The following is a 26,117-nucleotide window of genomic DNA, read 5'->3' as shown; positions in this document are numbered from 1 at the left end:
TATTTAACTTAATAAACACCATTTTTAAACAAAAAATATACATTCGTCTTTGAATTAGGGGCGGCTAGCTCAGTCAAACCTGAATTAGCCTAAATGAAAGCAGAGGATGGAAATGTTTTAATCTTTATGCGAATTTAGCATAGCGAAACAGTAAATAAGAAAAAGGAATTAATAATAAAAAGTGTGTGCCTATAAGCTCGGGTGTTGATAAGTTCAAGTATTGAGTAATAAACACCAATAAACTTGCACCACTCATTTGCATCGCTCCCAAAAGGGCTGAGGCGGTGCCAGCTTGTTTAGGGAACAAACTTAAAGCTCGTCCAGCGGCAGAGCCAAGTGTTAAAGCAAAACCAAAGGCAGCAATAAACATAGGGATCATTAATGCTAATGGGGTTTTATATTGGCTTAACAACAGCATAAGTAAGCCTGCACTCACTAACAGCAAAAGGCCTACTTTTAAAGCCATTTTTGGTTGGCGTTTAATATAAATAGGCATAATAAAACTAGCAAGAATACTAAGCACTGCATTGAGCGAGAACCAAAAGGTAAAGTCGGCTACGCTGCCACCTAATTCAGTAATGAGCCAACCTGGAGCCAGTGTTACAAACACTAATATAGCCGACATAGTCACCATACATAACAAGCTATTAAATAAAAATAACGGAGTTGAAATAATAGGGATAAAGCGTCTTAAATCTAATATATGCCCCTGATAATGACTGTCTGCTGGGCGTGTTTCTCTGAACAAGAATAAGGTGACAATAAACCCCAATAATGCAAAGCCAGTTAAAAATAGAAAGTTCATTTGCCAACCAAACTGTACGGTTAACCACGCACCTAAAATAGGCGCTAAAGCAGGAATAAAGCACACTATCCCGTTTAGGTAGGTAATTATTTGGCCACTACGTTCACTACCAAACTTATCTCTTACTATTGCAAAAGCAACAACAAAGGTGGCGCACGCGCCTAACCCTTGAATTGCACGGGCAAACATCAGTATTAAAAAGCTAGGAGCATAATATGCACCTAATGCCGCCAGTCCATATAAAGTTACGCCGGTCAAGGCTACAGGCTTACGTCCGAAGCGATCAGCGAGAGGGCCTGCAATTAATTGTCCCAAACCAACAGTAAGCATAAAAATAGCCACTGTTTGCTGTACTTGTTTTTCGCTCACTGAAAATTGTTCTGCAATAGTGGGAAAAGCAGGTAAATAAATATCAATGCCCATAGGACAAAAAATGACGAGTAACGCTAAGATCAGTAATAAAATTAAGTTTGGTTTAGCGGGCTGTGTTTGCATCAGGTCTCCTTTTGCCGGCATTTTAAGTGGTGACTGATGAAAAAGAAAGGGCTTATGGCCGATGCATCAGCCAAGTTACTTACTTTTTTCTTTATTATGATTATTTTTGTTGAAGTATCACACTTCTTTAAACTGATCCGATGTGTTAATTTGCTTTTTAAGCAAAGACAATGGAAAAACAATAATGAGTAATGAGTCTGCACTAATAAAAACATGGCATAAATTTAAAAAGCTGCCGTTTGGTAATTGGCTGTTTAGTAAAGCCGTATGTTTTAAAGCGCCTTACTTTGGCTCTATGAAACCGACGATTTTAGATTTAAAAGCAGGGCACTGTAGTGCTGTGGTTAAAAATACTCGCCGTGTGCACAATCACATTGGCACTATCCATGCGATTGCACAATGTAATTTAGCTGAGCTGTGCGCGGGGGTAATGGTTGATGCAACGGTACCTTATAAAACCCACCGTTGGATCCCTAAGGGAATGACAGTACAGTACTTGGCTAAGGTCGACACTGATGTTACTGCTATCGCTGAGATTGACCTGCCTCATCAGTGGGTTGATAAAGAAGATTTAGTCGTACCGGTAAAGCTTTACAATACGCGTAACGAACTGGTGTTTACCGCAGACATAACCATGTATATAACGCAGAAAAAGTAAGCGTATAAGCCGCCCAAGGGATTTTAAAGAGGTGATTAATGGTTTAGCCAACAGGCAGGCTAAACCATTTAAACTAATACAACTAGCTTTTGGCTGCAGGTTGCTTGTTTACAAACGAAAGCCCGCTGTCTTCATTATCAACAATGGCTTTTACGTCGTGAGCTGGTTTTGGCTTATCTTTAGCATGTTCAATGACTTCTTTTTCAAAGCGCTGCTTTAAACTGCCTTCAATAATCGCACCTGCTTCTATGCTCAGGGTGTCATGAAATATATCGCCAAGCACATGAGCATTATTTTCGATCTTTACTTCACTTGCATTTAAAGAGCCGATGATTTTACCCTTAACAACGACACTGCTTGCCTCAACAACGCCTTCAACAACACCTGAGGTGCCAATCACTAAATGTTCGGCCTTAATGTCACCATCAATACGTCCGTCGAGTTGTACTTCACCTTGGCTTACCAAAGAGCCCGTAATACGCACATCATTAGAAATGATTGAGGGAGTGTGACTCACTCGCTTAATGGATGAGTCTGTTTTTGCTTGTTTATTTTTACCAAACACGAGAAAGCGCCTTTGTTATTTTTAGTGGATTGACATGCTTGTCGTCTATTAATACTTCATAGTGTAAATGAGTACTTGTACTTCTTCCGGTACTGCCCATTAAACCAATGACATCGTGCTTTGTGATAGCTTGACCTTTTTTAACATTAATTTTGTTTAAATGACCAAACCGTGTAACGACACCATTTTTGTGCTCTAACTCTATAAAGTTACCATAACCGCCATTACGACCCGCTCGACGAACCGTGCCATCGGCAGGAGCAAAAATTTCTGTTTTATGCCACCCAGCTAAATCAATGCCTTTATGAAAAGCGCGCCTTTTATTCATTGGGTCTTTTCTAAGTCCAAAATTACTGGAAATATAATACTTAGCAGCAGGTAAAGGCAGGGTATTTGGCAGCGCTGTTAAAAAGCTCTCAAGCTGGTTTAACAACAGTAGCTTATCTGCAATGGCGAGAAAGGAACTAGGAATTTTACTTTCATCGAGTATATCTAACGGGCCACCTTGCGCCGTTGTTTGTGTGCTTAACGCGAGATGTTGTGCCAGTGCATTTTCAAGACCCGTGCCTTGTAGTATTTCTATAATCGCATCGTGACGTTGATTAATTTGCGCGGCTAATAAGGTGAAATTAGTGTCGTATTGTTGATTTAGCAAAGTATAGCGCTGTTCAAAACTGACAACACCGTTTTGTGCGTGTTTGTTTTGTGGCTTTTCTTCTTCGAGCGGCTCATGAAATTCGCTCTCGCCCTCATTAACAGGAGAGCCAAGCTGCTCTTCAAGTTTAATCGCATCTTTACTAATAGAAGCAGGAAGTGACTCTATCATACCTTGAAGTAAAGCTTGTTTTTGTTCAAGTTCAGCTAATTGTTCTTGTTGTAATGCATAGCGTGCCTGCTGTTGCTTTACTTTTTGTTGCCATTGTACTTGTTTATCAAGCTGGGTTTGCTCGATATGAGAGATTTGGTGTGTTTGCATATAAACACGGATACTCGAAACACTGATCCATGCAATAGCAATAAAAATAACAGCAAGCACAGAAACTTGTAACCAAGGCGCCAAAACAACATGCTTAACTTCACCATTTTGGCGAATAAGCAGCTGGCGAGCTGGGAAATGTTTATGAAAAAAAGACTTTATAAATACAGGCATGTCACATATATACTGGCTATTAACGGATTCAAGATAGCAATTTGAACTAAAAAAGCCAGAAAAAAATTGTAACTGCGGCTTAATTAATAAAAAAGGGCTGCTTACTCAGCAACCCTTTTTTACTAGTTTATTGATTTTAAAATTATTTTGCTGGCAGTACCGTGCTCTCTACAAAGCCAAAGCCAATGCGCGCAAAACCTTCTTTTTCACACCAGCCACGCATTATTACATTGTCGCCGTCTTCCAAGAAGCTACGCTGCTCGCCGTTGCTTAGCGTAATCTTTTCTTTTCCACCACGAGAAAGCTCAAGTAGTGAACCGGCTTCTTCGTGAGTTGGTCCTGATTGCGTGCCAGAGCCCAGCATGTCGCCTGGCATAAAGTTACAACCATTTACTGTATGGTGAGTTACCATTTGCGCTACAGTCCAGTATGAGTGTTTAAAGCTAGACTTAGACACTTGAGTTGGGTTGTAGCCTTCATCACGCATTTTTTGCGTTTGAATTTTAACGTCCATTTGAATATCAAATGCGCCTTGATCACGGTTAGCCGTTGATTCTAAGTACTCTAGTGGTTGCGGATCGTTTTCATCACGCGTCCAACTTGTTCTGTATGGTGCAAGTGCTTCGGTGGTTACAATCCATGGAGACACGGTTGATGCGAAGTTTTTAGCTAAGAATGGACCAAGCGGTTGGTATTCCCATGCTTGTAAGTCACGTGCTGACCAATCGTTGAAAACACAAAAGCCGAATACATGCTTTTCAGCATTTTCAATTGCAATAGCATCGCCAAGCTCATTACCTTTACCTAGATAAATACCTAGTTCTAGCTCGTAGTCAAGGCGTTTACATGGACCAAATGAAGGAACTTCTGCGTCTGGCGCTTTAGTTTGTCCTTTAGGGCGATGAAACTGCTGACCAGACACACCAATAGACGATGAGCGACCATGGTAACCAATCGGTACCCATTTGTAATTTGGTAGTAATGGGTTATCAGGACGGAATAAACTTCCTACGGCAGTCGCATGATAAATCGATGTGTAAAAGTCAGTGTAATCGCCAATGCGACACGGTAGAGCAAATTCAATTTCGCTTTGAGGTATAAGCGCTTGTGCTAGTTGCTCTTGATGAGCAGAACCTTCACGTAATGCTTTAGACAGTGCTAAACGAAGTGCTGACCAATATTGCTCACCTAATCCCATAAACTCGTTCAAAGTCGGGTTACTTGCAGATGCAACGGCTGTTTGGGCATCACCTGAAAAAATACCGAGTTCATTTACTTTTGCTAAATCAATAACCTGGTCGCCAATGGCAACAGCACCACGAAAAGCTTCATTGCTGTTTTTGCGACGTACTTCTGCAAAAGGTAGGTTTTGAATAGGGAAGTCACATTGTGCATCATTTGCTGATGCTACCCAGCTAGTTAAATTTATATCATGGGTTTCGTTAATTAAACTCATTACATTTCCTTTGGTTTAGTTGGTCGCGCTTATTCAGTATAAATATCAATTTATTAAATAAGATATATAGCACCCGTTAATTTCATCTATTACCTAGCTATATGGTGATGAAAAGCGCGATTTAAACACACAGAGAGATAGTTTTACCTCTCAATTTCGATTAAACGACAAAAAGCAGCGAAATACGCTGCTTTTTAAAGTTGCTTTATTTGCTTATAAAACGCCGCGGCGCTCTTGATCACGTTCAATTGACTCAAACAGTGCTTGGAAGTTACCCTCACCAAAGCCACCATCATCAACACGTTGAATCATTTCAATGAAGATAGGGCCAAATAAGTTTTTAGAGAAAATTTGCAGTAAGTAGCAATCTTCGCTTTGGCTATCAACCAGAATTTGATGCTCACGGATTTTTTCTTTGTCTTCTTTAACCCATGGCACACGGTCAAAAATAGTATCGTAGTACTCTGGAATAATATCTAAAGTAGCGATAGTTGATTTATCTAGCTTATCTAGTGAGCTTACTAAGTCGTCAGTTAAAAACGCTAAATGCTGCACACCTGGGCCATTGTATTCACCTAGGTATTCATCAATTTGGTTATTGTCGTTACCTTTACCTTCATTGATTGGGATAGAGAATGTGCCACATGGTGATTTTAATGCATATGAAAGCAGGGCTGTTTTTTGGCCTTTAATATCAAAGTAACGCACTTCGGTAAAACCAAACACGTCTTTATAAAAGTTGGCCCATGTTTCCATAGTACCTTTATATACGTTATTGGTTAAGTGGTCGATACGTAAGAAGCCTTTACTTGCTACTTTGTTTGGCTCGCTCAGATCCTCGAAATCATTATCGTAAATAGAGCCTTTATCACCAAATTGTTCAATAAAGTATATTAAGCTATCGCCAATGCCGTAAATAGCAGGGTACGGTAAGTCTTTGTTAGCTGCATCAGTGGCAGGCTTAGCGCCGCGCTCAACCGCAGCCTCAAACGCTGCTTGAGCGTTCTCTACACGCCAGCCCATAGAACAAATTGCAGGGCCGTGGTTTTTAGCAAATTCAGCTGAAAAGCCGTCGCGTTCATTATTTAGTAAAAAATGAATATCGTTTTGGTTGTAATAAACAATGTCTTTACCTTTGAATTTTTTTAATTTTGAAAAGCCAAAATCGGTAAATACTTTGTCCATGTAATCAGCATCGGGTGTTGCATATTCAGTAAACTCAATACCAACCAAACCTAAAGGATTATTTACTTCACTCATTATAATTACTCCCGCAATTAAGCACTGCGATTATTAGTTATCGTATTGCCTGCATGATTAACCAGATTAATGCTTTGGGGAAGAGGGTGTTGTTATTTAGTAAATGGCGCGTGTGTAAATTTTACGGGACGGTTAGCAAAGCATGACATTTATTTACATACGAGCCGAGGTAAGTAAAAATTATCTAGCTAGAATAATGTATGGATTTTAAATTTAACCTACTGATTTAATTTATTTTAAATTTATTTTTTTATCTGTTTTTTTAGTTCTTATACACTAAAAAAAGAGCGGTTTTTGTATTTTATTGTTTACACTCAACCTAAGCGTAGCTGCTCACGACATTAACAAAACAACAGATACTGAGGGTTTGATTCATTAACTCCACTTACTGTGTCGTATTATATTGTAACAATTAGGTTAGTTAGCCATAAAAATACCCCCTGCAGTTAGCTGCAGGGGGTATTTAATATCATTAGTCAAAGCGCATAATTACGCGTTGTGATTAATTTAAATTATTGGGCTGGTGAGGTTTGCTCTAAACCTTGTTTTTCCCATACCTTAGCTTTGAAGCTCATCAGTACTAAGATGATACCTACACCGATACTAAATAATGCAATTTGTAAGTAAAGGTTAGGAATTTCTGCAACATTGTTAGGATCAAAGTTACCAGCAAGTAAGCCTGAAATTACGTTACCAATTGAGTATGTAAGTACAAATACACCCATCATTTGACCCGTATAGCGACGAGGAGATAATTTACTTACCGCACTCAATGCAACTGGGCTTAAACAAAGTTCACCCACTGTATGTAAGAAATACGTTGTAACCAGCCAGTAAGGGGCTACTTTTAAGCCTTCAGCTGCGTAATGCGCTGCCATGAACATAACTAAAAAGCCTGAAGCCATAATAACTAAGCCCAATGCACATTTTACGCTATAAGTAGGCGATACCATTTTCTTAGATAAATTAATCCAAAGAGCGGCAAAAAATGGTGATAGGGCAATAATGAATAACGAATTTAGAGATTGGAACCAAGTCGTTGGAATTTCAAATGTGCCAATAAGACGGTCTGTGTAGTCACGAGCAAATAGGTTTAATGAAGAACCCGCTTGTTCAAAGCCAGACCAAAAACACGCAGAAGCAACACAAACTAAAAACAGCGCCCACATTCTTTGCTTTTCAGCGTCGGTTAGTTTGCCTTTGAAATAAACAAGGCCAAAGTAAATGAAAAAGATAACAGTAAATACAACAGCTGTGTAACCTGCAACAATAGTCGGGTTAATAACTATAGCGCCAGTCATCGCTGCAGCAGTTACGCCGGCAACAACAATTACAAACGCAGCAATACCGCCCCATGCGCGTGAAGCACCTTTAGGGCTTAATGGGTTCGCAGGTAACGCGCTATGATCTGGTAAGTTATTTAGCGTGCGTTTGTACTGCACTAAACCAATAGCCATACCTACAGCAGCCGCACCAAATGCCCAGTGCCAACCTACGTTTTCCATAAAGTAACCACAAACGTAGTAACCAATTAAAGAACCTAAGTTAATACCCATGTAGTAAATAGCGTAACCACCGTCACGGCGTTCATCTTCGTCAGTATAAAGCTGACCAACCATGGCACTGATATTAGGTTTAAGTAAACCCGTACCCGTTGCGACAAAGATTAAACCAATGAAAAAAGAATATTCATGTGGAACGGCTAAAATAATGTGGCCACACATGATGATGATACCGCCGTACCATACTGCTTTTTGACCACCAAATAATCTATCGGCTAACCAGCCACCAGGTAAACCTAAAAAGTACACTGAACCTGTGTATAAGCCATAAATTGCAGCAGCAGAAGCAACGGTAAATCCTAGGCCTTCTTGTTGTAAACTTGCTGTCATAAATAATACGAGCATAGCTCGCATACCGTAATAACTCATTCGCTCCCACATTTCTGTGAAAAATAGGGTCGAAAGTCCTTTAGGGTGACCAAACCAGCCACTGTCAGAATTTGAACTCATATTTACTTCCTAATTCATTATTGTTTTGATGACCTTGTGGTTTTTTATTTAGCTAAATTGGTACTTTTTAAAAGTATAATAAATGCTCGATCATCAGTGTTTTTTATGCAGCTAAGGTAATGGTTTGCTAAACGCAGCTATACGTTTAGGTAAGAGTCACACCCTTATCCTAGTTACAATTGCGCCTAAGTATACATAGACCTTTGTACGAGGGGAAGCATTGAGCGCGCTATCACACATCCGTTATGTAATTGTTAAATAGCAACCGGTAAAACCCTCGTTGTTGCGCTAAACACTTAAGCTCATCCAAAAAGATATTTAACAACACAAGTAACATTGTCATTGCAAAGCTTTCTTTTACCCGGTTTTAAATTCTATTAAAAAACATAAAACCGCTTTATTTACGGTGGGTTACAGGCATCAAGTTATTCAACAATAGTTAACCTTTACTACTTTATTTTAATAATCACGGTTTAGATTAAACATGAGCAAATATTAGCGTATGCACAGCAATGATTAACCCATTGCAGAATATAATTTATACAAAGTTAGCTTGGCTATATTTACATGTAATAACTCCGATTTTTAGTGAACAGCTAAGGTTAAATATTTTAAGTACTTGAAAAGGCGTGCTAGTTAGTAAAAAAATATTTTTTCGTCCAAATTTCTTTACAATAAACTATGCTGATAATCATAGTTAGCGTATTATTCACGCCAACTAGTTTTTCCTTACCTGAGGGTGTATGCGTTTAGATATTCACTGTGCAGACCGAGTTGGTATTGCTCAAGAGATTCTTAATATTTTAGTTAGCTACAATGTTGACTTAAAAGGAATTGAAGTCGACTCAGTAAATTGTCGTATGTATGTGAGTTTTCCTGAAATTGAATTTGAACAATTTCAAAAGATTATGCCTTCAATTCGATTGATTGATGGTGTTCATGATGTACGTACCACCGCGTTTTTACCATCTGAACGTGAGCACAATGAATTAAACACCTTATTAAGAGCACTTCCCGATGGCGTTATATCTATTGATGCTAAAGGCTGGGTACGCCTGTGTAACGACGCGGCGTGTAAAGATTTACAGCTAACAGAAAAAGAAGTTATTGGCGCCAACATTAATAACTTACTCAAAGGCTTTAACTTTACCCGTTGGTTAGAAGGTAAAGAAGTACTTGGGCAAACTACCCGGGTTGAAGTAGCAGGCGAAGACTTTATTGCTGATATTTTACCTATTGCTGTGCCACAAGGCAGTGAGGGTGATGTGTTAGCGGGCGCGGTAATTAATATAAAATCGCAAAGCCGTCTAGGTCAGCAAGTGAGTGCGTTTAGACGCTATGGCCAAGAAAGCTTTGCGACAATTCACAATTTTAGTACGGCGATGCGTCGTGTTGTACGCGAAGCGCGTAAAATGGCGCAACTTGAAGCCCCTATTCTTATCACCGGTGAAACCGGCACAGGTAAAGAGTTATTAGCGCGAGCTTGTCACTATGCATCTAACCGCTCAGTAAAACCGTTTATTGCTTTATCGTGTGCCTCGTTACCAGATGATGTTGCCGAGTCAGAACTTTTTGGTTACGCCGGATATGAAGAAAATGCGGCGCCTAAACGCGGTGTACTTGAACAAGCGGATGGTGGAACAGTATTTTTAGATGAAGTGGGTGAAATGTCGACTCAGCTCCAAACTAAATTACTGCGCTTTTTACAAGATGGTACGTTTAGAAAAGTAGGCGACGAAAACGAAGTTAAAGTAAATGTTCGCATAGTTGCTGCTACCCAAAAAGATTTACCTGCAATGGTGCAAGAAGGCGTATTTAGAGAAGACTTATACTATCGCATTAATGTACTAACGTTAGAAATTGCACCACTGAGAGATCGTAAAGCCGATGTTGGCCCACTTGCTGAGCACTTTATTCAAAAATATGCCCAGCAAAACGGCCATACTGTGCCTGAGTTATCTGAAGAGTGTTTAACATTTTTACAAGATTACCCATGGCCAGGTAATGTACGCCAATTAGAAAATGCGATTTACCGTGCGGTATCTTTGTTAGAAGACAGTGAACTGCGCGTTGAACATTTACAGTTACCCACGTTTACCCATGATTTAGGCTATTTAGAGTCTGATTTTGAGGGCTCGCTAGATCAAGCGGTTAAGCGTTTTGAAGCTACTTTATTGCGTAAACTTTATCCAGCTTATCCAAGTTCACGTCAGTTAGCTAAACGCTTAGGACTTAGCCATACAGCAGTAGCTAATAAACTACGTGATTACGGTATTAATCGTAAAACGGTTAAAGTTTAAAGATAGATATTAAAACAACCTTTCTTAGTGATTGTCCCCTTGGTGTAAAAATACCCTAGGGGATCAATTGCTATGATACACTCACAAAAAACAAACTGGTAAGACCTCTACTGTGAACTTATATTTTAGACTGCTGCTGTTATTTTTTAAAATTAAACGTAATCGTGATTATCAAGCTTTGTTAGACACGGTTGATATAGACTACAAAGCATTGCCAAGTGACTGCGATATTAATTTGCACTTAACTAATTCACGCTATTTAGCGATGATGGATTTATCGCGTACTTGGATGACTGAGCGAGTTGGTTTACTAAAGCAAATAATGAAGCGTCGTTGGTTTCCTATTGTTAATGCGACAGCCATTACCTACATCCGTGATATTAAGCCAATGCAGCGCTTTACCATTAGTACCCGTTTAGTCGGCTGGGATCATAAATACTTTTATATTGAACAAAAATTTCATTCAGAGCGTGGTTTACATGCAATTGCCTATGTACGTGGCGTATTTAAAAGTAAAAAAGGGGTGGTAAGCGTTGAGCATATGTTGGAGGTTGCTGGTTTTGACGGCGTAGCGCCTATTTTACCGGCAGAAATAATTCACTGGAAAGAAATGCTTGAGCAAAAAAAAGTAAATAACTTACCTCGTTAATTACATGCAAAAAAAAGGCCTTACGGCCTTTTTAACACACACATAATCGTTATTAAAACGAGTATTTAAGACCAAACATAGCTACAACAGGGTCAAGTGACACGGTTGAAGTTAATGCTTTTGCACCATTAGCATAAACAGTCGCATCGGTATCGATATCCATGATAGATACCATAGCGTGTAGGCCCCATTTCTCATCAATCTTGTAGTTAGCACCTACTTGAGCAACAAAACCAAATGAGTCATCTAGTTTTACTTCCACATCGTTAGTGCCTAAGGTTGCTTTAAGTGCTGCAGAAGGTTGCTCGTCAAAGAAAGTCGTATAGTTAATACCTACACCAACAAATGGACGAAGTGCGTAGCTGCTATCTAAAAAGTGGTATTGTGCAACCAATGATGGTGGTAAATGTTTAATGTCGGCAATCTTATTACCAGCTAAACCACCCGTACCTTCTACATCATGAGAAAACGGCGTTGCTGCAATAAGCTCTAACACCCATTGGTCGTTAAATGCGTAATCTACAGTAATACCTAACTGAGTATTTGAATCACCTTTTAAACCAAGAGTAGGTGCTTCGTTAATCTTTGAGCCATCGTTATCTGGGTTAACATTAATTGCGCCGACATTAACGCTAAAGTTAGCGTGTGCTGCAGGAGAAAGAGCCAGTAAAGAAGTAAGTATTGCAATGCTTAGTTTAGTTTTCATGTTGTTCTCCGTGAACTACTGTGTGACTATTTGTTGATGGCGCTATTATTGCTCGAGGTTAAAAATAAAAACCTGTTCTAGATCAAAGTTTCAAAAGCGTGTGAGTAAAGAGCCTCTATTTATTGATTTAGATTAAACTTTTAATCAGTTCGCGCTTAAAAGCTATTGACTGATCACATAAATACCAGCCGTAAACGAAGTATTCAGAATATAATCAGCTAGGTTTGTTAAACTAACGCTATGTTCACGATTTAATACAAGTAAGCGGCCTCATGACTCCCTCTGGTCAACTATTTCTTCAAGGCTCTATTGCCAAAGCGCTATTAAAACTAGGCATTCCGATTATCCTCATAAATACTTTGCAGTCTGCTTATCAGCTTACAGATGCTTTTTGGGTTGGCCGATTAGGGGCTGCGCAAGTGGCTGCTGTATCTATAAGTACGCCCGTCACATTTTTGGTTATTGCGATAGGTTCAGGCTTTGCTATGGCGGGGGCGATTTTATCGGCACAATACATGGGGGCAGGCCAACAAGATAAGGTCAACCATGTTGCAGCGCAAACGGTGTTAATGGTGACATTAGTTGCATTATTACTTGGTTTATTAGGTTATGCATTATCACCTTATTTTTTAACCTTACTGGGGGTTGAAGCAGCCGTATATAGTGATGCGTTAAAGTTTATGCATGTATCTTTTATTAGCGTTATTTTTGTATTTATTTATGCCATGTTTCAATCGCTAATGCGGGGTATTGGGCAAACTAAGGTGCCGTTAATTATAGTCAGCACAACCGTGTTACTTAATTTTATACTCGATCCGTTATTTATATTTGGTTATGGTCGTTTTGAGGGGCTTGGTGTGATGGGCGCTGCGCTAGCAACATTGGTTACACAGAGCTTAGCGGCGCTTGCGGGCATCATTATATTTTTACGTGGTCGCCATGGTATTCAATTACAGCTAAAAAGCTTTTACCCCGACTGGCACTATATTAAGCGCGCTTTTTTCTTGGGAGCGCCTGGCTCTATTGAATTATCGACACGTGCATTTGGTTTGATCATCATGTCATTTCTAGTTGCCAGCTTTGGTACAACGACAATTGCTGCTTATGGTGTTGGCTCTAATATTTTGCAAATGGTAATGATCCCGGCTATGGGCTTATCAATGGCGGTATCAACCTTGGTTGGGCAAAATATGGGGGCTGGTAATATCAAGCGGGCTGAGCAGATCACTAAACTTGCTAGTGTGTGGGGCTTGTTAGGGCTCTCATGTGTTGGCGCCATTGCATATTTATATGCAGATTCATTAGTTGCATTTTTTATTCCTGACGATAATGACGTTATTACTAATGGGGCGCAGTTTATTCAAGTAATGTGCTTAAGTTGGGGTGGAATAGGGGTGCAACTTTGTATTGTTGCTGCTTTTCGTGCCTCAGGTAATATGCTCAATGCAATGGTTATCGCGTTATTATCACAATGTGTAGTGCAGTTCCCTGCCGCTTATATTCTTTCTAATCATACTGAGCTTGGCGATCAAGGCATTTGGTATTCTTTTGCAATTACTAACATAACCATCGCATTGATAGCATTTGCATGGTTTATGCGTGGCTCTTGGAAAAAAACCAAGTTAACTAAAGAAGATAAGCACATAGTGCAGTTTACACGAGAAACATTAATAGAAGAAGGCGCACGTTAGCCACTAAATTCATAATGCGGTCATAAAAAGTCGTTGTAATAAATACACTGCTAAAACGAGGTGTGTTTATTATGACAAAAGCTATCAATACAAAAGCACAAGCACCGTACTTAACTATTGCACAGTTAAAAACAGTGAGTCACTTACAAACTCTGATCCGATTTAAATCGATTACTCCTGATCCAGCTGGTGGTATTGAGTGGCTTGCCAACCACCTTACTGAGTTAGGCTTTAGTACAGAGCAATTTAGTTCTAATAATGTGACAAACTTAATTGCAAAAATAACCTTTGGGGCAGGCCCCGTGGTGGCATTTTCTGGCCATATTGATGTGGTACCCGCAACGCAAGGTGGCTGGTTAGCCGATCCGTTTGGTGGACACATAATTAACGATGCAATTTATGGGCGTGGTGCCGCCGATATGAAAGGAGGCATTGCCGCCATGCTTAGCGCAACGCAGACGCTAATAAACAGCGCGCAGCAAAAGCAGGGAACATTATATTGGCTGATCACCTCAGATGAAGAAGGTGAGGCGGAGCATGGCTCTGTGTTGATTGCCAAACGATTAGCACAACAAGGCGCTGTGCTTGATGGCTGTATTGTTGGTGAGCCAACCAGCCACCTGCAGGTAGGTGACACTATAAAAAATGGTCGACGTGGGGCCCTATCTGCGCGATTAACTATCCAAGGAAAGGCTGGGCATGTGGCCTATCCTGAGAATACCATTAATGCTGCGCACATCAGTGCTGAAGTGGTTAACAGGCTGACACAAATAGACTGGCCTTTAGATGAACTGAGTTCAAAAACAGTGCTGCAAGTCACCGGTATTAATATTGATAATGTGCTAGATAACCTTGTACCAGCTCAGTGTGATATTACTTTTAATATTCGCTATAGCCATGGGTATAAAAGTAAACATGTTAAGCAACGTGTATTTGCTGCACTGAAGGATTTCAGCGATCACTTGGTTATACAGTGGGAGCGTCCATGTGAACCCTATTATACCAGTCATAAACTCAAGAGTTGCTTACTCGCTCAGTTAGAGCAGGCAATTTTTAAAGTGACCGGAAACTACCCTTTATTAAGCACCAGTGGTGGGACATCGGACGGGCGATTTTTTGCACGGCAAACAACACAGATCATAGAGTGTGGGGTACGAAACCATAGCATTCATCAGGTTAATGAGCATGTACCAATTTGCGACTTGTTAGAAATAGAAAAAATATATACGCAATTACTCGATGGTATTTTTACTCAGCCTTAAAGTATTAATAACTATTAAAGCGCCGCTTAATGTCGCTTTAATAGTTATTTGATTAAGGGTTAACGTTTAACTTGCTGATTTATCAGTGCCCAAGTAGCGTTTTGCTTTGCTTGGTTTTACTTTTTCAAGATCAACCAATACTAGGCCATCAATACAATTATTGAATTGTGGATCAATACTAAAGCTTAAAAATTTAACGCCATTTGGTTCGCATAGCTCTGTATATTGTTTAAATAACGTGGGTACATGCGTGCCCATGTTGGCGAGTATGTGTTTAAGCTCTACAAAATCTTCTTTTATATTGTTACCCATGAACAAGTTAGTGCACTGAGTTTGCTGATCAGGCGTGTGACGAAAAGCATTGTTAGGCGTTGCGAGTGATTTTTCACAGTCATAATAGTGCTGATAATAATGCACTAATAAAGACTTTGCCTGCTCAGGCAGCGCGTTTGACACACTCACCGCACCAAATAAGTAACGGTATTGTGGGTAGCGATTTATAAAAGCGCCAATGCCATACCATAAGTAGTCGAGACTTTTTCTGCCCCAATATTTAGGTTGTACAAAGCTACGGCCTAGCTCTATGCCTTGTTTAAAGTAAGGGCTCATATCTTGGGTATAATTAAATAAGCTATCGGTATAAAGCCCACTTTGGGAGTGTTGTTCAATCACATCCTGTGCACAGGCTAATCGGTAAGCACCTACCAGCTCTAGTGCGTGTTCATCCCACAATACTAAGTGCTGATAGTGCATATCGTATTTATCTATGTCTCGGCGGTTTCCACTGCCTTCACCTACAGCACGAAAAGCGATTTCTCGTAAGCGGCCCAGTTCACGAAATAGGGGAGAGCTTCCTTGGTATTGGTACAAATAAATCACCATGCCATCACTGGTTTTACCTAAATGTTCGCAGCATTCTATGGCTTTTTTTAATTCTTTTTTACATTCAGGTGAAGCAATTGGAGCATGAGTTTTTAATGGTAGCGTTTTTTTTGTGGTTAAACGGTATAGTTGCTTACGGATTAGCTCAACCACTTCTTTGTCTTTTAAGTCTGGGATTAAATAAGACTCAGGGGCAATGGAAGCGCCAATTTCAAACTCGAGAGATTTTTGACGCTGCTTAAACATTTCTTTTACCAGTAATAAGCTAGCCAGTGGTTTATAAAGCATAGATGCACCGTAAAACAGCGGGCTATTTCTGGCTTTAATATAGATAGGCAAAATAGGGCTGTTAGCCTTTTTAGCAATGCGTAAAAAGCCACTGTTCCATTTGCAGTCTTTTATACCCGTAGGACGAAGTCGAGAAACTTCACCGGCAGGGAAAATAAGTAACGCTCCTTCATTTTTTAAGTGCTGGTGGATATTACTCAGCTCTTGTTTTTTACTTTGCCCTGATAGGTTATCAACGGGTAGTAATAACGAATGCATGGCGTCAACGGTCATTAACATACGGTTAGCCACCACTTTTAAATCGGCTCTTACCGTTGATAACACATTAATTAATGCAAGCGCATCTAAGGAGCCGATAGGGTGGTTTGCAATAATGACAATTTTTCCTTCACTGGGAATATTTTCTATTTGCTTAGCTTTATAACGAGTTTCAAAATCAAGTTCATCAAGTACTTGCTCTACAAATTCTATTCCTTGAAGGTGGGGATAGGCAGTTGCAAAGTTTGTAAATTCTTGTTCATGTAATAAGTAGCTAAGACTTTTTTTTACCAGTTTTTTTATTTTAAATGAGTTAGTTAACTGTGGTAAATTGGTTGCTATTACTTTATCTACACTGATCATACGCACCTCTTTTTTTATACTAGGCTAAGGCCAATATGCTTAGCTTAGAGTGCGGATATGACAATACGCGGTCAGTTGTGTGACTTTTTAAAACCGTTTACTTACTATTGAATTAAACCATACCAGTACTACTATTTACGGTTACTTTTTAAGGAATCATCATGTCAGTTTTAGTCGCCATTACCGGTCGAGATAACACAAAATTAATTGCAAAAATGCAATCACAATTACCCAATATTCAAATTGAGCAGCTTGATGATTGCCAAGATTTTGCAAGTGTGGAATTTGTACTGGCTTGGAATGCGCCCGCGTCTTTATGGCCAAAGTTGATAAATTTGAAAGCGGTGTCATCGTTTGGTGCTGGGGTTGATAGTATCGATTTAAGTTTATTACCTGCGCATGTTGAAGTGGTGCGCATTGTCGATAAACAGTTAGCCAACGACATGGCTGAATATGTACTTACCCATGTATTAGCACAAAAATTGCGATTAAAAGAATATTTTTTAAAACAACAGCAAAGTGAATGGAAACCCAAAAGAGCGCATAAGCATAATCAAGTGAGTATTTTAGGGTTTGGGGAACTAGGTCAAGCATGTGCACATAGGCTGGTTAGTAACGGTTTTAAAGTCAATGCTTGGAGCAGAAGTCCTAAAACATCAACCATAGCGACACTCTATCATGGTGATGATGGCTTAACACAGATGCTTGAGCAAACCGATTATTTAATCTGCCTATTGCCACTTACCAGTAGTACCAAAGGTATTATTAATCAACAGTTGCTTAAGCAGCTTCCTGAGCATGCGGTGTTGATTAATGTGGCCAGAGGAGAGCATGTTGTTGAAGCTGATTTACTCGATGCGCTTAATAATGCGCGTATACGCGCAGCAACGCTTGATGTATTTGCCAGTGAACCACTACCAAGTGAACATCCTTATTGGCTGCACCCAAGTATTACTTTAACGCCGCATTGTGCTGCGCTGTCAGATCTAGATAGTGTTATTGAACAAATAGAAGACAACATCCTGCGCTTACAAGCGAAACAGCCATTACATAATAGTATTAACAAAACTCAGGGTTATTAATGAACAATTTGTTTAATTTTTAACAGAAACAGCTTGTTAACATTTGTAATTTTTATTATTGTTAAAAGCAGTTCTAACAATAATAATAAATAGGATGAATTATGAAACCCAATCAAGGGGGCGCAAAAATCAGTATCGTGGTTGTATCCATCATTATATTAGGGATATCTGCGTGGTTTAATCAAGCCAATGCAGCTGCGCTGATGCTTAACTAGCCCTTTGTTAACACAGCAAGGTTTAACTACGCTTGCTGTGAATTTCTCGGTTTTGATGCTTCTTATCATCACTCTTCTTCAGTAAAACATACGTTGCCCCACTTCCCCCATGCTGCCTGAGAGCAGTGTGAAACGCTAAAACACAGGGAATAGTTTGCAGCCACTGATTTACATAACTTTTTAAAATACCTGGTTTAGCTTTATTTTTAATCCCTATGCCATGACGAACAAGAACCATTCTTATATTACGCTGATGGCAGTCTTTAACAAAGGCTAACAACGAAGCATGGGCGTTTTTTAAAAGTTGTCCGTGTAAATCTAATGTCGCATCGAGCTGATATTTAGCTAATCTTACATTTTTAAAAACCGGGCTTTGCACGCCATCTCGTTTAAAGCTTAAAATAGCAAGTGGATCGAGTAATTCAAGCGGTTCATCTAGTGGATTAAATTGTTTATTGCTTAAATTTGATTGTGCCGCTTTATTTTTTTCTTGTTGAGCGATAGCTGCTTTATGGCTTTTAGGTGGCAATGTCACGGTGTCGTGACTGATAGGGGTAACATCTTCCATAGAGGATAAGAATAAATCGAAATCTGACAACGGCATGGGCTTATCTCAAAATAGGCTAATACGAGATAAATTTTAACTTAGTTCAAACTAAGACCCAAGATCTTTAAAGCTGTGAAATAAAAAAAGCCCAGAAAAACTGGGCTATAAAATATTCTAAGGGGAAGTAATTAGTGCTGTGATACAGTAAATTGCCCAAATGTATAAACTTTGAACAAGTAAAATGTGTTGATCAAAACTAAACTCATATTTGAAATAATACTCGACGACATAAGATCTAAGCTAAATGATAGGAATAACAAACCACAGGCACTAATCGCTGCAACGCGAAGCAGTGTCAGTTGGTTAATAAAGAATGCACCTAAACCTAGTGCAAGTAGTAATGTATTTAAAAGCCAATCTAGCTCGTTTAGCATGGTCGTTTCAATAGTTCAGTTGTTGAAAAAAGGAGCGCCATTATGTTGATCTTTTGCACAGCTTTCAACCAAGTAATTTTAAATTTTCAGATTAGTTTTTTTAATGTTAAAAGTAAGTGAGTAATACTGAAAATATTCCCTCTTCAGCAATAATTCGGTATTTTTGGCAGCTTTGCGGTTGCTGTAAATCAATACATAGGTAAAGGGTTCTATGCTCCTTATCCAGTCGCGGGTGGAGGGTTGAGTCCAGTAGTTTTGGTTCGCTTGAAAACAACCCAGGCCAATACACACTTTGGCTTACCATAGACGATTTTTTATAAGTAAGTAAGCTTGGCTTTGGCACTAAAACAAGTATAAGTAATGATATCGTGAAAAGAAAAAACAGGGTTAACTTGGTACCAGGCTTTGTGCTACTTGAGTGTGGTTTTAATTGTGAGCCAAGGTTTGCAAGCTTATTACTGGATCTTTGTTTAACAGTAGCGGCTTTATTTTTTTTGCGGCGACTCTTTTTTGTGGTTTTCGACATAAAGCAAATCTGGCCTTTTTAGCTTAGCTCTCTATAATAAAGTAAATATTTGTATTTTAAGCAAATCACCAATTTCGCAGACATGGCTTTAGCCTATAAGGATTATATATGAATACGCAGCTATCTATTTTGATTGTTGATGATGTTAGCACTGTGCGTAGCTTTTTGAGTCAAACCCTGATGCATTTAGGGATAGAGAATGTGAAAGAGGCGTCAACGGCCGCGCAGTGTATTAGCGAGTGTCGTGCAGCCAATTTTAATATTATATTTTTAGATATAGAGCTACCTGATGGCGATGGTAAAGAGCTTATTGCGCAAATTAATGAGTTATCACCAGAGACAAACGTGGTGATGGTGTCGGCGCATTCAGGCGTTGAAAATGTAAAGGATGCGATAGATAGAGGGGCAAAAGGATTTGTGGTTAAGCCCTTTTCTCCAAAGAAAATTGCGGCGATGCTGAAAAAGTTTTATCCAGAGCTGGATAACGTTTAAGGGGCGCATTTATTTTGGGCAAAAAAAAACCGGCAAAGCCGGTTTTTTTAATCTTGCAAAAACAAATTATAGCGCTTTAATTTTAGCAGCTAAACGGCTCTTATGACGAGCAGCTTTGTTTTTGTGGATTAGACCCTTAGTTGCGTAACGGTCTAGGATAGGTGTAGCAACAGAAAAAGCTTGCTGTGCAGCTTCTTTATCGCCAGCTTCAATAGCTACGATTACTTTTTTGAAGTAAGTACGCATCATTGAACGACGGCTTGCGTTGTGCTGACGGTTTTTTTCGCTTGTGATAGCGCGTTTTTTTGCAGACTTGATGTTAGCCAAGGTTTGCTCCTAACAATCTTAAATAAAGCTTAAATTAAAGGCCGTGGAATATGCCTGTTTTTATCATGAATGTCAATTTAATTTTAACAATCCAAGAAAAACTGCTCCTTATAACGAACATCAATTTGCCGCTTTAGCAGTTAATAGCGCTATTGTAACAAAGCAAGGGGTTCCAGCCTAGTGCTTTAAAGCGATTTATAAAAAAGACTATGGCATAATTAACGTAATTGCTGATTTTTAATATGGATTTATAGTGTCAAAAGGTTTGTTTCGTTCTGGGATGATTGTAAGTGCAATGACAATGATCTCGCGTATTTTAGGGCTAGTACGAGATGCCGTCGTAGCTAACTTGTTGGGCGCAGGCGCTGCGGCCGATGTATTTTTATTTGCTAACCGTATTCCTAATTTTTTACGCCGTTTATTTGCCGAAGGGGCTTTTGCGCAAGCATTTGTACCGGTATTAAGTGAAATTAAACAGCAGCAAGGCGATGAGAAGGTCAGAATATTTGTTGCCCAAGCCGCCGGCACGTTAGGCACTATTTTACTGATAGTGACGCTCTTTGGTGTGATAGCGTCACCTGTTATTGCTGCTTTATTCGGCACTGGTTGGTTTATTGATTGGTGGCAAGGTGGCCCTGACGCAGAAAAGTTTGAGCTTGCCAGTTCGCTATTAAAACTGACTTTTCCTTATTTGTTTTTTGTAAGCCTTGTGGCGCTCAGTGGCGCTGTGATGAACGTTTATAATCGTTTTGCCGTTGCGGCTTTTACCCCGGTGTTACTCAATGTATCCATCATTAGTTGTGCCATTTTATTACATGATCAGTTTTCTGTAGGCGCTTATGCGTTAGCTGTTGGCGTGTTTTTAGGAGGCGTGGTACAGCTATTATTTCAACTACCGTTTTTGTATAAAGCAAAAATGCTAGCGCGCCCGCGCTGGGGTTGGCAAGATGAAAATGTGAAAAAAGTACGCAAGTTAATGCTTCCAGCCTTATTTGGTGTATCAATTAGTCAAATTAACTTATTACTCGATACGGTAATAGCTTCATTATTGATGACAGGCTCTATCGCTTGGCTGTATTACTCAGATAGACTGATTGAATTCCCACTTGGTTTATTTGGCATTGGTATTGCGACGGTTATTTTACCTGCGCTGTCAAAATTACACAGCAGTAAAAAAAGTAGCGACTTTCAACATACCCTAGATTGGGGTGTGAGGTTTGTGATTTTTTTAGGGCTTCCAGCAATGATAGGATTGATGATTATAAGCCCACTTATTATTACCGTGCTGTTTGATCATGGCGCTTTCAAAGAAGCGGGCATCGATCATGTTAAGGCGGTGAGCTTAGGGGTGGTTGCTTACTCAGTGGGATTAGTCAGCTTTATGTTAATTAAAGTCCTCGCACCAGGGTTTTATTCTCGCCAAGATACTAAAACACCGGTACGCATTGGCATTATTACTTTGGTATTAAATATGGTGTTTAACATTATGTTAGCGCCATTTATTGGCTATTTAGGCTTGGCACTGGCAACCTCAATGTCAGCCAGCTGTAATGCTTATTTACTTTACCGACAACTAAAAAAAGAGAATGTATATAAGTTCTCCAGCATGAGTGGCTATTTCACTTTGAAGTGCTTGTTGGCAAGTGTAACGATGGGCGCATTGGTTTGGTTTACCAGTAGACAATATGACTGGGTTAGTTGGCACTTTAGCGAACAAGTTATGTTATTGGTTGTGTTATTAATTATTGCGATTATTAGTTACTTTTTTATGTTGTTTTTGATGGGTGTTAGACTAAATACGATAAAAAGTGTAGCAATTACTGAATCAAATTAAAAAAAAGATTATAATCGGACACTCTGCGGCTTGAGGTCGCATTTTATCGCTCGCTGAAAAAGGCATTAGGTGGCATGGAGTTAATTAGAGGTATACACAATATACGCCCACAACACTTTGGTTGTGTGCTGACCATTGGTAATTTTGATGGTGTTCATTTGGGTCATGCTGCCGTATTAAAAGGGCTTTTAGCTGACGCAAAAGAAAATAATTTACCCAGCACCGTAATGTTATTTGAGCCTCAGCCACAAGAGTTTTTTGCAAAAAATAACGCTCCGGCTAGGCTTACTCGACTGCGTGATAAACTACGCCTATTGAGTAACTTAGGAATTGAACGCGTTATTTGTATTAGCTTTAATCAGGCTTTTGCAAACATGCATGCCGAGCAGTTTGTTAGCGATATTTTAATTAAAAAGCTGGGCGTTAAAGCATTAACGGTTGGTGATGATTTTAGGTTTGGTAAACAGCGCCAAGGTAACTTTAGTCTATTGGCAACTATGGGCACCCAAGCGGGAATGAGTGTTAAAAGCACTGCCAGCTTTAGGCAATTAAATGCTAGAGTAAGCAGCACCTTGATACGAGAAGCGCTTGCTGAAGGTGACCTAGTTAGTGCAAAAGTTATGCTTGGGCATAATTATGCAATATCTGGACGTGTTATTCATGGCTGGAAGAAAGGCCGCGAACTGGGTTTTAGAACGGCAAATATTGCGCTAAAACGTCAAGTTTGTCCGGTCAATGGTGTATTTGCGGTTCAAGTGATGATCGCAGGAAAGCAAGTTTTTGGGGTGGCTAACATTGGAAACAAACCCACGTTTAATGGAACTCGTGCCTTATTAGAAGTTCATCTTTTTGATTTTGCACAAGATATTTATGGACAATTTATGCATGTGGAGCTAATTGAAAAACTCCGCAATGAGAAAAAATTCGAGACATTAACACAACTGACGGCACAAATAGCAACCGATGTTGCCGCCGCTAAGCAGTGTTTTGGTTTAAATTAGGTAGCCGATAGAAACGGAAAGTAGGATTAATGAGCGACTACAAACATACTTTGAATTTACCGGAAACAATGTTTCCAATGCGTGGCAATTTGGCACAACGTGAACCAAAAATGCTTAAAGCATGGTATGAAGACGACCTATACGGTCAAATTCGCAGCGCGAAGAAAGGTAAAAAAACTTTCATTTTGCATGACGGCCCTCCGTATGCAAACGGCGATATCCATTTAGGCCACTCAGTAAATAAAATATTAAAAGATATTATTGTTAAGTCTAAAACCTTATCAGACTTTGATGCGCCATACGTACCAGGTTGGGACTGTCATGGTTTACCAATCGAGTTAATGGTTGAGAAAAAAGTCGGTAAACCCGGTGTTAAGGTAACTGCGGCAGAGTTTCGTGAGAAATGTCGTGCCTATGCTAAAAAGCAAGTGGAAGGCCAAAAAGTAGACTTTAAACGTTTAGGCGTTTTTGGTGATTGGGATAAACCTTACCTAACCATGAACTTCGACTTTGAAGCTAATGCCATTCGTGTATTGGGTCGCATTATAAAAAATGGTCACTTACATAAAGGCGCTAAGCCTGTGCATTGGTGTACAGATTGTGGCTCAGCATTAGCTGAGGCAGAAGTTGAATATCAAGATAAACAGTCTCCAGCTATTGATGTGCGTTTTACTTTTACAGATCAAGATGCGGTAGTTAACGCATTTGATTTAGCGGCTGGCCATACAGGAACTGGTAGCGTAGGAACCGTTATTTGGACTACGACACCATGGACTTTGCCTGCGAACCGTGCGGTAGCTGTGCATGCTGATTTAGAATACGCGCTAGTACAAGTAGAAGATGAAGGCGTTCAGCAACGTCTTATTATTGGCTCTGAGCTGGTTAAAGATGCGATGGATCGTTTTGGTTTTAACCATTTCCATATCCTTGGCTATGTTAAAGGCGCAGCACTTGAAAACTTAACCGTAGCGCACCCTTTTTATGACTTTAATGTTCCTGTTATTGTTGCAGAGCACGTAACAACTGATTCAGGTACGGGCATCGTGCATACTGCACCAGGTCATGGTCAAGAAGATTTCGTGGCTGGTCTTGAGTACAACCTTGAAGTAGCTAACCCTGTTGGCGCAAACGGTGTGTACTTACCTGATACTGAATTATTTGCCGGTCAACATGTGTTTAAAGCCAATGCGAGTGTAATTGAGGTATTAAAAGAAAATAATGCCCTAATGCATCACCATGCATTAACGCACAGTTACCCACACTGTTGGCGTCATAAAACGCCTATTATTTTCCGTGCCACACCACAATGGTTTGTTAGCATGGATCAGGCTAACTTGCGCCAAGACTCGCTGGCTGAAATTAAAAATACTCAGTGGTTACCTGAATGGGGCGAAAGCCGTATTGCCAACATGGTTGAAGGCCGCCCTGATTGGTGTATTTCACGTCAACGTACGTGGGGTGTTCCTATTGCATTGTTTGTTGATAAAGACACGGGTGCCTTACACCCAAATACCCAAGAGCTTATTGAACAAGCAGCAGCGCTTGTTGAAAAGTCAGGTATTCAAGCATGGTATGACTTAGAGCCAGCTACTTTACTAGGTGAAGAAGACGCACAACAATACATGAAAGTGCAAGACACACTCGATGTGTGGTTTGACTCAGGTGTAACTCATGCCTGTGTTGTTGATGCGCGTGAAGATTTAACCGGTCCTGCTGATTTATACCTAGAAGGTTCAGATCAGCACCGTGGTTGGTTTATGTCATCAATGATGACCTCAGTGGCAATCAATGGTCATGCACCTTACAAGCAAGTGCTTACGCATGGCTTTACGGTTGATGAAAACGGCCGCAAAATGTCTAAGTCATTAGGCAATGTTATTTCACCACAAAACGTGATGAATAAACTAGGCGCTGATATTTTACGTTTATGGGTAGCATCAACTGATTACACGGCAGAAATGACGGTATCAGATGAAATATTCAAACGTTCAGCAGATCGCTACCGCCGTATTCGTAACACCAGCCGTTACTTACTTGCTAACCTTAGTGGTTTTGATCCAAAAACAGATCAAGTTGCTGTGGATGATATGGTTGAGCTTGATAAGTGGATTGTAGGGCGTGCTGCACAGTTACAAGATGATATTTTAGCGGCGTACGACAGCTATCAAATGCTATTAGTGACGCAAAAGCTAATGAACTTCTGTACCGGTGAGTTAGGTTCATTCTACTTAGACGTTATAAAAGATCGTCAGTACACGGCAAAAAGCGACAGCCATGCACGCCGTTCTTGTCAAACCGCGCTATACCACATTGCTGAAGCAATGACGCGTTGGATGGCACCAATCATGAGCTTTACAGCACAAGAAATTTGGGAAGCACTTCCAGGTGAGCGCAGTGACTATGTATTTACTTCAACTTGGTATGAGGGCTTACAAGCACCAACAACGACCAAGTTTAGCAATGAAGACTGGCAAGCTATTTTAAATGTGCGTGACGAAGTGAACCGTCTGCTAGAAGCTGCGCGTAAAGAAGAAGTGATTGGCGCTACATTACAAGCAACGGTTAACTTGTTTGCAAGCAAAAAACTTGCAGCTAAGCTGGCGGCATTGGGCGATGAACTGCGCTTTGTTTTACTAACTTCAGCTGTAAATGTTACTGAGGTGGATAGCCAGCCAGTGGACTCACAAGCAACTGAAATTGAAGGTTTATACATTAGCGTATCAGCAACAGATGCTAAAAAGTGTGAGCGTTGTTGGCATTACAGTGAAGATGTAGGTGTTGAGCCTGCTCATCCTGAAATTTGTGGTCGTTGTGTAAGTAACGTTGACGGTGAAGGTGAAAAGCGTCAATTCGCTTAGG

22 protein-coding genes are annotated in these 26,117 nt (G+C 40.0%); 10 read left to right on the top strand and 12 right to left on the bottom strand.

From position 1 onward, the window contains the following. Window positions 1–124 precede the first annotated feature (124 nt). On the bottom strand, window positions 125–1,300 hold the full coding sequence (locus tag AC27JR_RS11335; protein ID WP_487173642.1) for a multidrug effflux MFS transporter: 1,176 nt from the start codon (window positions 1,298–1,300) through the stop codon (window positions 125–127). A 184-nt stretch (window positions 1,301–1,484) separates the two neighbouring features. Here AC27JR_RS11335 and AC27JR_RS11330 point away from each other — a divergent pair, with 184 nt between their 5' ends. After that, on the top strand, window positions 1,485–1,958 hold the full coding sequence (locus tag AC27JR_RS11330) for a hotdog fold domain-containing protein (protein WP_008464694.1): 474 nt from the start codon (window positions 1,485–1,487) through the stop codon (window positions 1,956–1,958). 82 nt (window positions 1,959–2,040) lie between these two features. Here the strand turns inward: AC27JR_RS11330 and AC27JR_RS11325 are convergent, their stop codons facing one another. The 5 genes from AC27JR_RS11325 to AC27JR_RS11305 form a co-directional block, all read right to left on the bottom strand. Further along, a complete protein-coding gene (locus AC27JR_RS11325; protein ID WP_008109555.1) occupies window positions 2,041–2,523 on the bottom strand; it encodes a bactofilin family protein in 483 nt (160 codons plus the stop codon). Further along, entirely contained in the window at window positions 2,513–3,673 is a 1,161-nt protein-coding gene (locus tag AC27JR_RS11320; protein WP_487173641.1) for a M23 family metallopeptidase, read from the bottom strand. The genes AC27JR_RS11325 and AC27JR_RS11320 overlap by 11 nt, the downstream gene beginning before the upstream one ends. Before the next feature lie 142 nt (window positions 3,674–3,815). Beyond that, window positions 3,816–5,129 (bottom strand): fumarylacetoacetase, encoded by a 1,314-nt coding sequence (fahA, locus tag AC27JR_RS11315; RefSeq protein ID WP_076918938.1) that lies wholly within the window; start codon window positions 5,127–5,129, stop codon window positions 3,816–3,818. A gap of 213 nt (window positions 5,130–5,342) precedes the next feature. Further along, window positions 5,343–6,389: a 4-hydroxyphenylpyruvate dioxygenase gene (hppD, locus tag AC27JR_RS11310; RefSeq protein ID WP_487173640.1), complete on the bottom strand. Its 1,047-nt coding sequence runs from the start codon at window positions 6,387–6,389 to the stop codon at window positions 5,343–5,345. A gap of 512 nt (window positions 6,390–6,901) precedes the next feature. Further along, window positions 6,902–8,401: a peptide MFS transporter gene (locus AC27JR_RS11305; protein WP_076918940.1), complete on the bottom strand. Its 1,500-nt coding sequence runs from the start codon at window positions 8,399–8,401 to the stop codon at window positions 6,902–6,904. Between the two features lie 743 nt (window positions 8,402–9,144). On the opposite strand from AC27JR_RS11305, the gene tyrR reads away from it, so the two are divergent. Beyond that, window positions 9,145–10,701, top strand: coding sequence for a transcriptional regulator TyrR (tyrR, locus tag AC27JR_RS11300; protein ID WP_008109548.1), 1,557 nt, complete (start codon window positions 9,145–9,147; stop codon window positions 10,699–10,701). 112 nt (window positions 10,702–10,813) lie between these two features. Then, window positions 10,814–11,350, top strand: a complete 537-nt coding sequence (locus AC27JR_RS11295; protein WP_076918941.1) for a thioesterase family protein — start codon at window positions 10,814–10,816, stop codon at window positions 11,348–11,350. A 52-nt stretch (window positions 11,351–11,402) separates the two neighbouring features. Here the strand turns inward: AC27JR_RS11295 and AC27JR_RS11290 are convergent, their stop codons facing one another. Next, window positions 11,403–12,056 carry an OmpW/AlkL family protein gene (locus AC27JR_RS11290; protein WP_008109545.1) on the bottom strand — a complete coding sequence of 218 codons (654 nt, stop codon included), beginning with the start codon at window positions 12,054–12,056 and terminating at the stop codon, window positions 11,403–11,405. Window positions 12,057–12,328: 272 nt separating this feature from the next. Between AC27JR_RS11290 and AC27JR_RS11285 the strand changes: the two genes are divergently transcribed. Together AC27JR_RS11285 and dapE are read left to right on the top strand one after the other, a co-directional pair. Next, window positions 12,329–13,747, top strand: coding sequence for an MATE family efflux transporter (locus AC27JR_RS11285; RefSeq protein WP_487173639.1), 1,419 nt, complete (start codon window positions 12,329–12,331; stop codon window positions 13,745–13,747). 71 nt (window positions 13,748–13,818) lie between these two features. After that, the gene (dapE, locus tag AC27JR_RS11280; RefSeq protein ID WP_487173638.1) at window positions 13,819–15,009 is read left to right on the top strand and encodes a succinyl-diaminopimelate desuccinylase; all 1,191 of its coding nucleotides are present in this window, start codon (window positions 13,819–13,821) and stop codon (window positions 15,007–15,009) included. 66 nt (window positions 15,010–15,075) lie between these two features. Here dapE and olsF read toward each other — a convergent pair whose 3' ends face one another. Further along, window positions 15,076–16,800: a bifunctional ornithine lipid synthase OlsF gene (gene olsF, locus AC27JR_RS11275; protein ID WP_487173637.1), complete on the bottom strand. Its 1,725-nt coding sequence runs from the start codon at window positions 16,798–16,800 to the stop codon at window positions 15,076–15,078. Window positions 16,801–16,961: 161 nt separating this feature from the next. Between olsF and AC27JR_RS11270 the strand changes: the two genes are divergently transcribed. Further along, entirely contained in the window at window positions 16,962–17,882 is a 921-nt protein-coding gene (locus tag AC27JR_RS11270; RefSeq protein ID WP_487173636.1) for a 2-hydroxyacid dehydrogenase, read from the top strand. Window positions 17,883–18,119: 237 nt separating this feature from the next. Here the strand turns inward: AC27JR_RS11270 and smrA are convergent, their stop codons facing one another. The 3 genes from smrA to AC27JR_RS11255 form a co-directional block, all read right to left on the bottom strand. After that, window positions 18,120–18,701, bottom strand: coding sequence for a DNA endonuclease SmrA (gene smrA, locus AC27JR_RS11265; RefSeq protein ID WP_487173635.1), 582 nt, complete (start codon window positions 18,699–18,701; stop codon window positions 18,120–18,122). Window positions 18,702–18,832: 131 nt separating this feature from the next. Continuing rightward, complete coding sequence (locus AC27JR_RS11260; protein ID WP_008114416.1) at window positions 18,833–19,078, bottom strand: hypothetical protein; 246 nt, start codon at window positions 19,076–19,078, stop codon at window positions 18,833–18,835. Window positions 19,079–19,184: 106 nt separating this feature from the next. After that, on the bottom strand, window positions 19,185–19,604 hold the full coding sequence (locus AC27JR_RS11255; RefSeq protein ID WP_487173634.1) for a hypothetical protein: 420 nt from the start codon (window positions 19,602–19,604) through the stop codon (window positions 19,185–19,187). Between the two features lie 108 nt (window positions 19,605–19,712). Here AC27JR_RS11255 and AC27JR_RS11250 point away from each other — a divergent pair, with 108 nt between their 5' ends. Then, window positions 19,713–20,096, top strand: a complete 384-nt coding sequence (locus AC27JR_RS11250; RefSeq protein ID WP_008114419.1) for a response regulator — start codon at window positions 19,713–19,715, stop codon at window positions 20,094–20,096. Between the two features lie 66 nt (window positions 20,097–20,162). On the opposite strand, the gene rpsT is transcribed toward AC27JR_RS11250, so the two are convergent. Continuing rightward, window positions 20,163–20,423 carry a 30S ribosomal protein S20 gene (gene rpsT, locus AC27JR_RS11245; protein WP_008114420.1) on the bottom strand — a complete coding sequence of 87 codons (261 nt, stop codon included), beginning with the start codon at window positions 20,421–20,423 and terminating at the stop codon, window positions 20,163–20,165. 295 nt (window positions 20,424–20,718) lie between these two features. Here rpsT and murJ point away from each other — a divergent pair, with 295 nt between their 5' ends. The 3 genes from murJ to ileS all read left to right on the top strand — a co-directional run bounded on the left by murJ (window position 20,719) and on the right by ileS (window position 26,116). Further along, window positions 20,719–22,257 carry a murein biosynthesis integral membrane protein MurJ gene (gene murJ / locus AC27JR_RS11240; RefSeq protein WP_487173673.1) on the top strand — a complete coding sequence of 513 codons (1,539 nt, stop codon included), beginning with the start codon at window positions 20,719–20,721 and terminating at the stop codon, window positions 22,255–22,257. Between the two features lie 74 nt (window positions 22,258–22,331). After that, complete coding sequence (gene ribF, locus AC27JR_RS11235) at window positions 22,332–23,258, top strand: bifunctional riboflavin kinase/FAD synthetase (protein ID WP_010391271.1); 927 nt, start codon at window positions 22,332–22,334, stop codon at window positions 23,256–23,258. 29 nt (window positions 23,259–23,287) lie between these two features. After that, window positions 23,288–26,116 carry an isoleucine--tRNA ligase gene (ileS, locus tag AC27JR_RS11230; RefSeq protein WP_036932842.1) on the top strand — a complete coding sequence of 943 codons (2,829 nt, stop codon included), beginning with the start codon at window positions 23,288–23,290 and terminating at the stop codon, window positions 26,114–26,116. The last annotated feature ends 1 nt before the right edge of the window (window position 26,117 follow it).

This window comes from Pseudoalteromonas sp. NH0006-26 (assembly GCF_057552415.1).
Note: the sequence above shows the minus strand (reverse complement) of the source record. Positions and strands in the feature narration are given on the sequence as shown.

Bases quoted from the DNA above. Each gene is read 5' to 3' on its own strand.
- AC27JR_RS11335 (WP_487173642.1), bottom strand. From the start codon at position 1,300: ATGCAAACACAGCCCGCTAAACCAAACTTAATTTTATTACTGATCTTA.
- AC27JR_RS11330 (WP_008464694.1), top strand. From the start codon at position 1,485: ATGAGTAATGAGTCTGCACTAATAAAAACATGGCATAAATTTAAAAAG.
- AC27JR_RS11320 (WP_487173641.1), bottom strand. From the start codon at position 3,673: ATGCCTGTATTTATAAAGTCTTTTTTTCATAAACATTTCCCAGCTCGC.
- fahA (WP_076918938.1), bottom strand. From the start codon at position 5,129: ATGAGTTTAATTAACGAAACCCATGATATAAATTTAACTAGCTGGGTA.
- hppD (WP_487173640.1), bottom strand. From the start codon at position 6,389: ATGAGTGAAGTAAATAATCCTTTAGGTTTGGTTGGTATTGAGTTTACT.
- AC27JR_RS11305 (WP_076918940.1), bottom strand. From the start codon at position 8,401: ATGAGTTCAAATTCTGACAGTGGCTGGTTTGGTCACCCTAAAGGACTT.
- tyrR (WP_008109548.1), top strand. From the start codon at position 9,145: ATGCGTTTAGATATTCACTGTGCAGACCGAGTTGGTATTGCTCAAGAG.
- AC27JR_RS11290 (WP_008109545.1), bottom strand. From the start codon at position 12,056: ATGAAAACTAAACTAAGCATTGCAATACTTACTTCTTTACTGGCTCTT.
- AC27JR_RS11285 (WP_487173639.1), top strand. From the start codon at position 12,329: ATGACTCCCTCTGGTCAACTATTTCTTCAAGGCTCTATTGCCAAAGCG.
- dapE (WP_487173638.1), top strand. From the start codon at position 13,819: ATGACAAAAGCTATCAATACAAAAGCACAAGCACCGTACTTAACTATT.
- olsF (WP_487173637.1), bottom strand. From the start codon at position 16,800: ATGATCAGTGTAGATAAAGTAATAGCAACCAATTTACCACAGTTAACT.
- AC27JR_RS11270 (WP_487173636.1), top strand. From the start codon at position 16,962: ATGTCAGTTTTAGTCGCCATTACCGGTCGAGATAACACAAAATTAATT.
- smrA (WP_487173635.1), bottom strand. From the start codon at position 18,701: ATGCCGTTGTCAGATTTCGATTTATTCTTATCCTCTATGGAAGATGTT.
- AC27JR_RS11260 (WP_008114416.1), bottom strand. From the start codon at position 19,078: ATGCTAAACGAGCTAGATTGGCTTTTAAATACATTACTACTTGCACTA.
- AC27JR_RS11255 (WP_487173634.1), bottom strand. From the start codon at position 19,604: ATGTCGAAAACCACAAAAAAGAGTCGCCGCAAAAAAAATAAAGCCGCT.
- AC27JR_RS11250 (WP_008114419.1), top strand. From the start codon at position 19,713: ATGAATACGCAGCTATCTATTTTGATTGTTGATGATGTTAGCACTGTG.
- murJ (WP_487173673.1), top strand. From the start codon at position 20,719: ATGACAATGATCTCGCGTATTTTAGGGCTAGTACGAGATGCCGTCGTA.
- ribF (WP_010391271.1), top strand. From the start codon at position 22,332: ATGGAGTTAATTAGAGGTATACACAATATACGCCCACAACACTTTGGT.
- ileS (WP_036932842.1), top strand. From the start codon at position 23,288: ATGAGCGACTACAAACATACTTTGAATTTACCGGAAACAATGTTTCCA.